The 7,549-nt window shown below is 58.4% G+C and carries 8 protein-coding genes; 7 read left to right on the top strand and 1 reads right to left on the bottom strand.

Going from position 1 to position 7,549, the window contains the following annotated elements; translation table 11 throughout:
• From AC1DLB_RS15565 to AC1DLB_RS15545, 5 genes are all read left to right on the top strand, one after another.
• A partial coding sequence (locus AC1DLB_RS15565; RefSeq protein WP_477785236.1) for an NAD(P)/FAD-dependent oxidoreductase occupies nt 1-365 on the top strand: 365 nt, incomplete at its 5' end.
• A 174-nt stretch (nt 366-539) separates the two neighbouring features.
• Nucleotides 540-1,136: a paraquat-inducible protein A gene (locus tag AC1DLB_RS15560; protein WP_477743117.1), complete on the top strand. Its 597-nt coding sequence runs from the start codon at nt 540-542 to the stop codon at nt 1,134-1,136.
• Nucleotides 1,133-1,801 carry a paraquat-inducible protein A gene (locus AC1DLB_RS15555; RefSeq protein WP_064617819.1) on the top strand — a complete coding sequence of 223 codons (669 nt, stop codon included), beginning with the start codon at nt 1,133-1,135 and terminating at the stop codon, nt 1,799-1,801. The genes AC1DLB_RS15560 and AC1DLB_RS15555 overlap by 4 nt, the downstream gene beginning before the upstream one ends.
• Nucleotides 1,782-3,437, top strand: a complete 1,656-nt coding sequence (locus tag AC1DLB_RS15550) for a PqiB family protein (RefSeq protein WP_477785235.1) — start codon at nt 1,782-1,784, stop codon at nt 3,435-3,437. The genes AC1DLB_RS15555 and AC1DLB_RS15550 overlap by 20 nt, the downstream gene beginning before the upstream one ends.
• A gap of 15 nt (nt 3,438-3,452) precedes the next feature.
• Nucleotides 3,453-4,007: a PqiC family protein gene (locus tag AC1DLB_RS15545; protein WP_064617815.1), complete on the top strand. Its 555-nt coding sequence runs from the start codon at nt 3,453-3,455 to the stop codon at nt 4,005-4,007.
• A 7-nt stretch (nt 4,008-4,014) separates the two neighbouring features.
• Here the strand turns inward: AC1DLB_RS15545 and AC1DLB_RS15540 are convergent, their stop codons facing one another.
• A complete protein-coding gene (locus tag AC1DLB_RS15540) occupies nt 4,015-5,286 on the bottom strand; it encodes a sensor histidine kinase (protein WP_477743233.1) in 1,272 nt (423 codons plus the stop codon).
• A gap of 298 nt (nt 5,287-5,584) precedes the next feature.
• On the opposite strand from AC1DLB_RS15540, the gene pmrG reads away from it, so the two are divergent.
• Together pmrG and AC1DLB_RS15530 are read left to right on the top strand one after the other, a co-directional pair.
• Nucleotides 5,585-6,262 (top strand): lipopolysaccharide core heptose(II)-phosphate phosphatase PmrG, encoded by a 678-nt coding sequence (gene pmrG / locus AC1DLB_RS15535; protein ID WP_086944307.1) that lies wholly within the window; start codon nt 5,585-5,587, stop codon nt 6,260-6,262.
• Between the two features lie 188 nt (nt 6,263-6,450).
• The coding region (locus tag AC1DLB_RS15530; protein ID WP_477785234.1) for a phospholipid carrier-dependent glycosyltransferase at nt 6,451-7,549 on the top strand (1,099 nt) is incomplete at its 3' end.

The raw sequence follows: 7,549 nt of genomic DNA, 5'->3' as shown, positions 1-7,549 counted from the left end.
ACCCCGTGGACATCGGCGCCTATATGCGGCCGAAAATGCTCAAGGTCTTCCCGCAATTGGCGGATGTGCGCATCGACTACCAATGGGGCGGCAAGATCGGCATCACCGCCAACCGTTTCCCCCAGGCCGGCCGCCTGAGCCAGTACCCGAACGTGTTCTACGCCCAGGGTTATTCCGGCCATGGCCTGAACGTGACCCACTGGTGCGCCCGGTTGCTGGCCGAAGTGATACAGGTCGGCCACAGCCGGGGGCTGGACGTGTTCAGCGCCGTGCCGCATATGACCTTTCCCGGCGGACGAACCCTGCGCTCACCGCTGCTGGCGCTTGGCATGTTCTGGTACCGGTTGCGCGAATTGCTTGGCTGAGATTCGTGGTAATGGCTTTGCACATACCCTGAAGCCGAAGTGCAGTCTGCTACAAATGCCCTCTAGTGCCGCATTCGGGTTATCCCTGGAGTAGCCTTTAGATTTGCTCAATCGCAAGTCACTTCTATATTGAGGGAGTGCTCTGACTTTTCTGCCTCCCGGCGAGTGCTGCCCATGGCGACGACTGCTCCATTGATCATCTGCGAGCACTGCGACTGCGTGTATGAAAAAGTCACGCTCGCCAAACATCAAAAGGCCCTGTGTACACGTTGCGGCGGTGTGCTTGCGCGTTACAACGGCTTGTCGGTGCAGCAACGCCTGGCGCTGAGCTTCACGGCGGCCGTGCTGTGGACTTTCTCGAATTTCTATCCGGTCATGACCATCAGCCTCAAGGGCATGAAGAACAGCGCGACGCTGTGGGATTCGGTGGTGGCGCTGAGCCAGGGGCCGATCACTTTCATTGCGCTGGTGGCGGCGATTTCCATCATCATCGCGCCGATGTTCCAGCTGCTCCTGTTGATCTGGGTATTGAGCTTTGCCCTCACCTCCCGACGTTCCCCAGGCTTCAAGCTATGCATGCGCTGGCTGGAAACCCTCAGGCCCTGGAGCATGCTGGAAGTCTGCCTGCTTGGGGCGATGGTCGCGGTGTTCAAACTCGCCGGGCTGCTGGATGTGCTGCCGGGTATCGGCATGTTTGCCCTGGCGCTCCTCAGCCTGTTGCTGATCCGCATCGCCGGGCGCGATGTACGTGATTTGTGGGACACCCTATGAACAGGCCACCGCTCGCCAGCGAACTCAACCTGTGCCTGTGCCACAGTTGTGGCATGGCCTGCGACATGACCGATCAACCTCACGAATGCGAACGCTGCGGCGCGCCGTTGCATGCCCGCAAACCTGACTCTCTGACCCGGACATGGGCCTACCTGCTGGCCTCACTGGTATTTTATATCCCGGCCAATCTGCTGCCGGTCATGAACACCAGTCTGTTCGGCAACGGCTCCGACAGCACCATCATGAGCGGTGTGCTGGAGTTCTGGGCACACGGTGCATGGGACATTGCGCTGATCATTTTCATTGCCAGCATCGCGGTGCCGGGCATCAAGTTCGTTGCTCTCTCCCTGCTGCTGATCACGGTGCAACGCGGCAGCTTCTGGGCGCGCAAGGAACGTTCGAGGCTTTACCGTTTCGTCGAGCTGATCGGCTACTGGTCGATGCTCGACGTCATTGTCGTTGCGCTGGTGGCGGCATTGGTGAAATTCCAGGCTTTGGGCGATATCGAACCGCGCCCGGGCATTCTGTTCTTTGGTCTGGTGGTGGTGTTCACCATGCTGTCGGCGATGAGTTTCGACCCGCGGCTGATCTGGGATAACGAGCGGGATAGAGCGCTGCAAAACCTACAAGATGAGGAGCCCATGGATGAAGTCCCAAGYCACTGACGGTCCGCAAGCCCCTGGCCAAGCCGCGATCAAGACCCGTCGCTTCAGCGTTTCGCTGGTATGGATCGTGCCGATCGTAGCGGTGTTGGTGGGGATTTCCCTGGTGGTGCACAGCTGGCTGCAGGAAGGCCCGACCATCACCATCACGTTCAAGACCGGTAGCGGCCTGGTGGCCAACAAGACCGAGGTCAAATACCGCAATGTGGTCATCGGCCGCGTCTCGGAGGTGAAACTGAGCGGCGACCAGAAACGCGTCGACGCCACGATCCAGCTCGACAAACAAGCTGAAAGCTTCACCCGGGAAGACTCGCAATTCTGGGTTGTGCGGCCGCGCATCGGTGCCGGTGGCGTTTCGGGCATCGATACCTTGCTGTCGGGCGACTACATTGGTGCCGACATCGGCCAGGCCGATGCCCGTTCCAAACACTTCACTGGGCTGGAAAACCCGCCGCCCATTACCTATGGCGAGCCGGGCAAACGCTTTATGTTGCACACTCAGGACCTCGGTTCGCTGGACATCGGTTCCCCCGTCTACTACCGCAAGATCCCCGTCGGGCAAGTGGTGGCGTATGAACTGGATGCCGACGGCAAAGGGGTGAACATCGAAATCTTCGTACACGCACCCAACGATGCCTACGTTACCGAGAACACCCGGTTCTGGAACGCCAGCGGTATTGATGTGAATGTCGGCGCCAACGGTTTTTCGGTGAAGACCGAGTCCCTGTCAGCCTTGTTGGTGGGCGGCGTCGCCTTTCGCGCGCCGGAATACAGTCCCAACGATGAAGTGGCCATCGAGGATAAAGCCTTCGACCTGTTCGAGGATGAGCACACCGCCCTCGCCCCGCCCAACGGCAAGGCACAGTTCCTGAGCTTGCGTTTCGATCAGGCGTTGCGCGGGCTCAAGGTCGATGCACCGGTGGAGTTTCTTGGTGTGGAGATCGGCCGGGTGGTGGCAGTCAATCTGGATTTCGACGCGAAAAAACGCAGCTTCCCGGTCAATGTCGGCATCGTGATCTACCCGCAACGCCTCGGTAAGGCTCACATCAAAATGCTCGAGGCCTTGAAGCATGACCCCAATGACGAAACTGCAACCGTGCGTCTGCTAGGCTCCTTCATCGAAAACGGCCTGCGAGCTCAGGCCCGTAGCGGCAATCTGTTGACCGGTCAGCTTTACATTGCGCTCGACTTCTATCCCAAGGCGGAGAAAGTCGCGTTCGATCCGGCTGCCCGCCCTATCTCTATTCCAACCATTCCCGGCAGTCTTGAGCAGTTGCAGGAAAAACTGGAAAGCATGGTCAACAAAATCAACCAGCTGCCTATCGAACGCATAGCCGGCAACCTGGACAGCAATCTCGTCGAACTGCGCAAAGGCTTAGCGCAATTCAACGCCAAGACCCTGCCCGGCGTGCAAACCACCCTGTCGGACGTCAGCAAGACCTTGCAATCGGCCAGTTCGACCCTCGCCGAAGATTCGCCGCAACGGGAACAACTGAGCCAGACCCTGGACGAGCTTGGACGCATGTCGCGCTCGTTGCGTGAACTCTCGGACTACATGGGACGGCATCCGGAATCGCTGATTCGCGGCCGCCCCGACAATGCCGCGCCGATGGATCTGCAAGGGCCACCGCGCAACTGACCACAGGAGCTACCCATGGCATTTTCGCTGAAGATCACGCTGGTCACTGCGTTGTTGCTACTCGCCGCTTGCCGCAGTGAGCCGATTCAATTCCACACCCTGACCCCGGCTCAACCGAGCGGTGCAAGCGGCGGCGCGGACATCCAGATCGAAAGCATCACCGTGCCGCCCCAGGTCGACCGTCCGCAGATCGTCATTCGTCAAGGCAACGCCGGCCTGGCAATCCTCGAAACACAATGGTGGGGCGCAAGCCTGTCGGAGGAACTGCGCAGTGCCCTGGTCGATCAACTGGTCAACAGTAACCCGCAGCGCAAAGTGTCGTTGCGCCTGGACGTTCAGCGTTTTGATTCGATACCCGGTCAGTACGCATTGATCGACGTCAAATGGCGCCTGCGCAAACTCGGCGAAGGCGATGCTGCATTAGTCACCTGCCGCAGCACCTTGCAGACGCCTTCCGGCACGAGTATCGATGAGTTGGTGGTGGCTCATCAGAACAATGTGAAGCGCTTGGCCGCCACCATCAGCCAGGCTACCGCCGGCACATCGAAAAGCTGCCCGGCAACTAAATAAACAGTCATCAGACGCCTTCCAGTTCAATGGTGAAACAACTGCCGTTGGGCTGAAGGCTGCTGTGTTCCACTCGCCAATTCTGATGGGTGCAAATCCGTTGGACCAGTGAAAGCCCCAGTCCCAGGCCTTCTCCCCGGCGCTCGTCACCGCGAACGAACGGTTGAAACATCGTATGGCGTTTTTCTTCCGAAATGCCTATGCCACTGTCTTCGACGCTGAAACCGCGCGCCCGCAGGGTCAGGCGAATGTAGCCGTGATCGGTGTAATGCCAGGCATTGCGCAGCAAATTGCCCATGACCGATCGCAGGAACGTCAGGTTATGGCGATCCGACGAAACCTGTTCATTGTCGTAGATAAACTCGATGCCTTTTTCCCGGATCAGCGGCGCCCAGATATCCACGAGAGCATCGGCGACTTCTTTGAGCGTCGCACTTGCTGCGGTATCAGAGTCTTCCCGATCGCGAGCCAGCATCAGAAACGTATCGACCAATTGCCGCATTTCGTCGCTCGCGCGGGCAATTCGACTGACTTGAGCCACGGAGCGCCGGTCAAGCGTGGGATTGGCTAGCAGCAATTCGCAGGAACTGCCCAATACCATCAATGGCGTGCGCAGTTCGTGGCTGACATCGCTGGTAAAGAGTTTTTCCCGGTCCAGTGCCTCACGCAACCGGCCCAGGGTCTGATCGAAGGCAAGCGCCAGCGCTCCCACTTCGTCGGCCGCGTAGTCGGGATGAAGCTCAGGGGCCAGTTCCAGCAACTGCTCGCGTTGACGCACCTGGTGCGCCAGACGAATGACCGGCGCCATCACACGCCTGGCCAGCATCCGGCCTAACAAAACCGCGAGCAGGATGCTCAAGACGAACCCGACGATCACCACCGAGAATAACGCCTGTTCACGCTGTTCGACGCTTCGCCGGTCTCGCAACAAAACGTATTTGCGACCGCCCACCAGGCTTACCATGGCGTAGTACTTAGAACCCGCGTAGAGCGTTTCCTGAAAACCTGGTGCAAGCGCCGCCAGTTCCTTATCCAGCGCCATCGCACCCGGACCTTCCTGGATGAAAAACAGTTCGTCTTTCTCCGGCTGATGGCTCCACCCGGCGCTGTTTTCCATCGACAGCAAGCGGTGCAGCCCTCCTACCAGGCGGGAAGCCGTGATATTTCGATCCACCACATGCACAGTCGCGACGATGCCCATCGCAAATACGCCCGCGACCAAGGTACTCATCAAGGCAAATACGATGACAATCCGTTTATTCAGACTCAGTTTGAAATCCATTCTGTTGCTTGGCTCCACTGCCGGTTCAAACCGCGCCATCTGCTGAATCGGGCCGATGCCGCAGAGCCGAGACGCGAACCAAAGATAGACCATAGACCACTGTACGTGGTGTTCAAGACAAGCGCTGCAACAACCAACTAAAAAAAGTACTGAAATTTTTCTACGCAAATTTTTCACATCCCTTTCACCACTCCGACACCTGCCTTGAACTAGTGTCTTTCCAGGACCCTTCAAGCGTTGTTACGCTGGGTTGTATTTGAAAGTTGTTCTCTATTGCGTACCGACGGGTAAACAAAACATGGTTGATCATGTATCGCGCAAACAGCCAGCACGAATCGTTGCATCGCGGCTGGGCAAACTGGTCGCGGCAACGGCCGCTCTGGTTATCGCAGCACTCGTCACGGGGTTTGTCTGGTGGCCCAGATCTCCGATCAACCTGGCGACCGCCGGGTCCGAAGCGACCAACAGCCTGGTCGATCGCTGGCAAGCCGGTGAAGTGGTGGTACTGGTTCGCCATGCGGAACGCTGCGACCAGTCCAGCAATCCGTGCCTTGGCCCCGCCGACGGTATTACCCGAGTCGGCAGCGAAGCCGCCACAGCCGTGGGCCAAGGCTTTGTGCAGCTGGGCATGACCCAGACCGATGTGCTGAGCAGCCCAACCACCCGCACGGCGCAAACCTCGCGTTACATGTTCGGTAAAGATGCGGCGACCCAGGAATGGCTGGTCAGTTGTGGCAAAACCATGCGTAACGATGTGGTGGCGCACAAGCAAGCCCATCGAAATCTGGTGCTGGTCACGCACAGCGGTTGCATCAGCGACTTCGAAGCCCAGACCGGTTTCAAGCACGCGACGACCAGTAAGTATGGCAGTGCCTTGTTCGTGCAAATTGCCGCCGACGGGCAACCTCAGGTACTCGGCATTGTGAATGCCACTGACTGGCAGACGCTGTTGCACGGCAAAGCCTTGAAACAATAATCGCGGAAAAAAAAGTCGAAGCCGAGAAAGCCTTTTTTGCTCGGGCAGACTATAACTAGTCCGTAACCATTAGATGRCTGACGCAACTTCTGTAGTCCACATCGCTATTGTGTTGCTTTATGTAAAAAGTTCCGCTAGTGCAAGCGTGCACCTGGCGGAGCAACATCCTTCTGCGCCAAGGTCGAGTCATGACGTCCAATAACTTGTTGCCCCACCCCGACGGCTCTTTATTGCGTGRCACCGCGCGTGCGCTGCCCATCACCGAACGCTGGATCGTGCCCGGCTTGCTGCTGGCGTACGTGGTCTTCTACCTGCTGCCGCTAGTCACCCATGGTCTATGGATTCCCGATGAAACCCGCTATGGCCAGATCAGTCAGGAAATGCTGCTGAGCGGTAACTGGGTGTCCCCGCACTTCATGGGTATCCGCTACTTCGAGAAACCCATCGCCGGTTACTGGATGATCGCCATCGGTCAAGCGGTGTTTGGCGACAACCTGTTTGGTGTGCGTATCGCTTCGGCGCTGAGCACCGGGCTGAGCGTCTGGCTGACTTACCTGATTGCTCGCCGATTCTGGAATGATCCGAGCAAGAGCTTTATCTGCGCCTTGCTCTACATGAGCTTCGGCCTGATCGCCGGGCAAGCCGGATACGCCAACCTCGATCCGCAATTCACGCTCTGGGTCAACTTGAGCCTGGTCGCGTTGTGGTTTGCCATCGATAGCCATTCCTCCCGCGGCAAACTCGGCGCTTGGGCGCTGTTGGGTTTTGCCTGTGGCATGGGCTTCATGACCAAGGGCTTTCTCGCCTGGTTGTTGCCGGTGTTGATCGCCCTGCCCTACATGATCTGGCAGCGACGCCTGGGCGAGCTGTTGCGCTACGGACCACTGGCGGTGGTCGTGGCCGCGGTGGTCTGCCTGCCGTGGGTGCTCGCCATTCACCATCAGGAACCGGATTTCTGGCGGTTTTTCTTCTGGCACGAACACATCCGCCGTTTCGCTGGCGAAGATGCGCAACACGCGCGCCCGTGGTGGTTCTATTTGCCGCTGCTGGTCGCCTCGAGCCTGCCGTGGGCTGCCTTGTTGCCAACGACACTCGTCCAGGCCTGRCAGCAAAAGCGCCAGCCCGTAATCGGCTTTCTGTTGCTCTGGATGCTGTTGCCGCTGGCATTCTTCAGCTTCAGTAGCGGCAAACTGCCGACCTACATCATGCCGTGTCTGTTGCCTCTGGCGTTGCTGATGGGACACGCAGTGATGGAGCTATTGAATCAAGGACGAGGCCGGATCATTC

This window comes from Pseudomonas sp. 05N434 (assembly GCF_056396965.1).
This window is presented reverse-complemented; position numbering and strand designations above follow the sequence as displayed.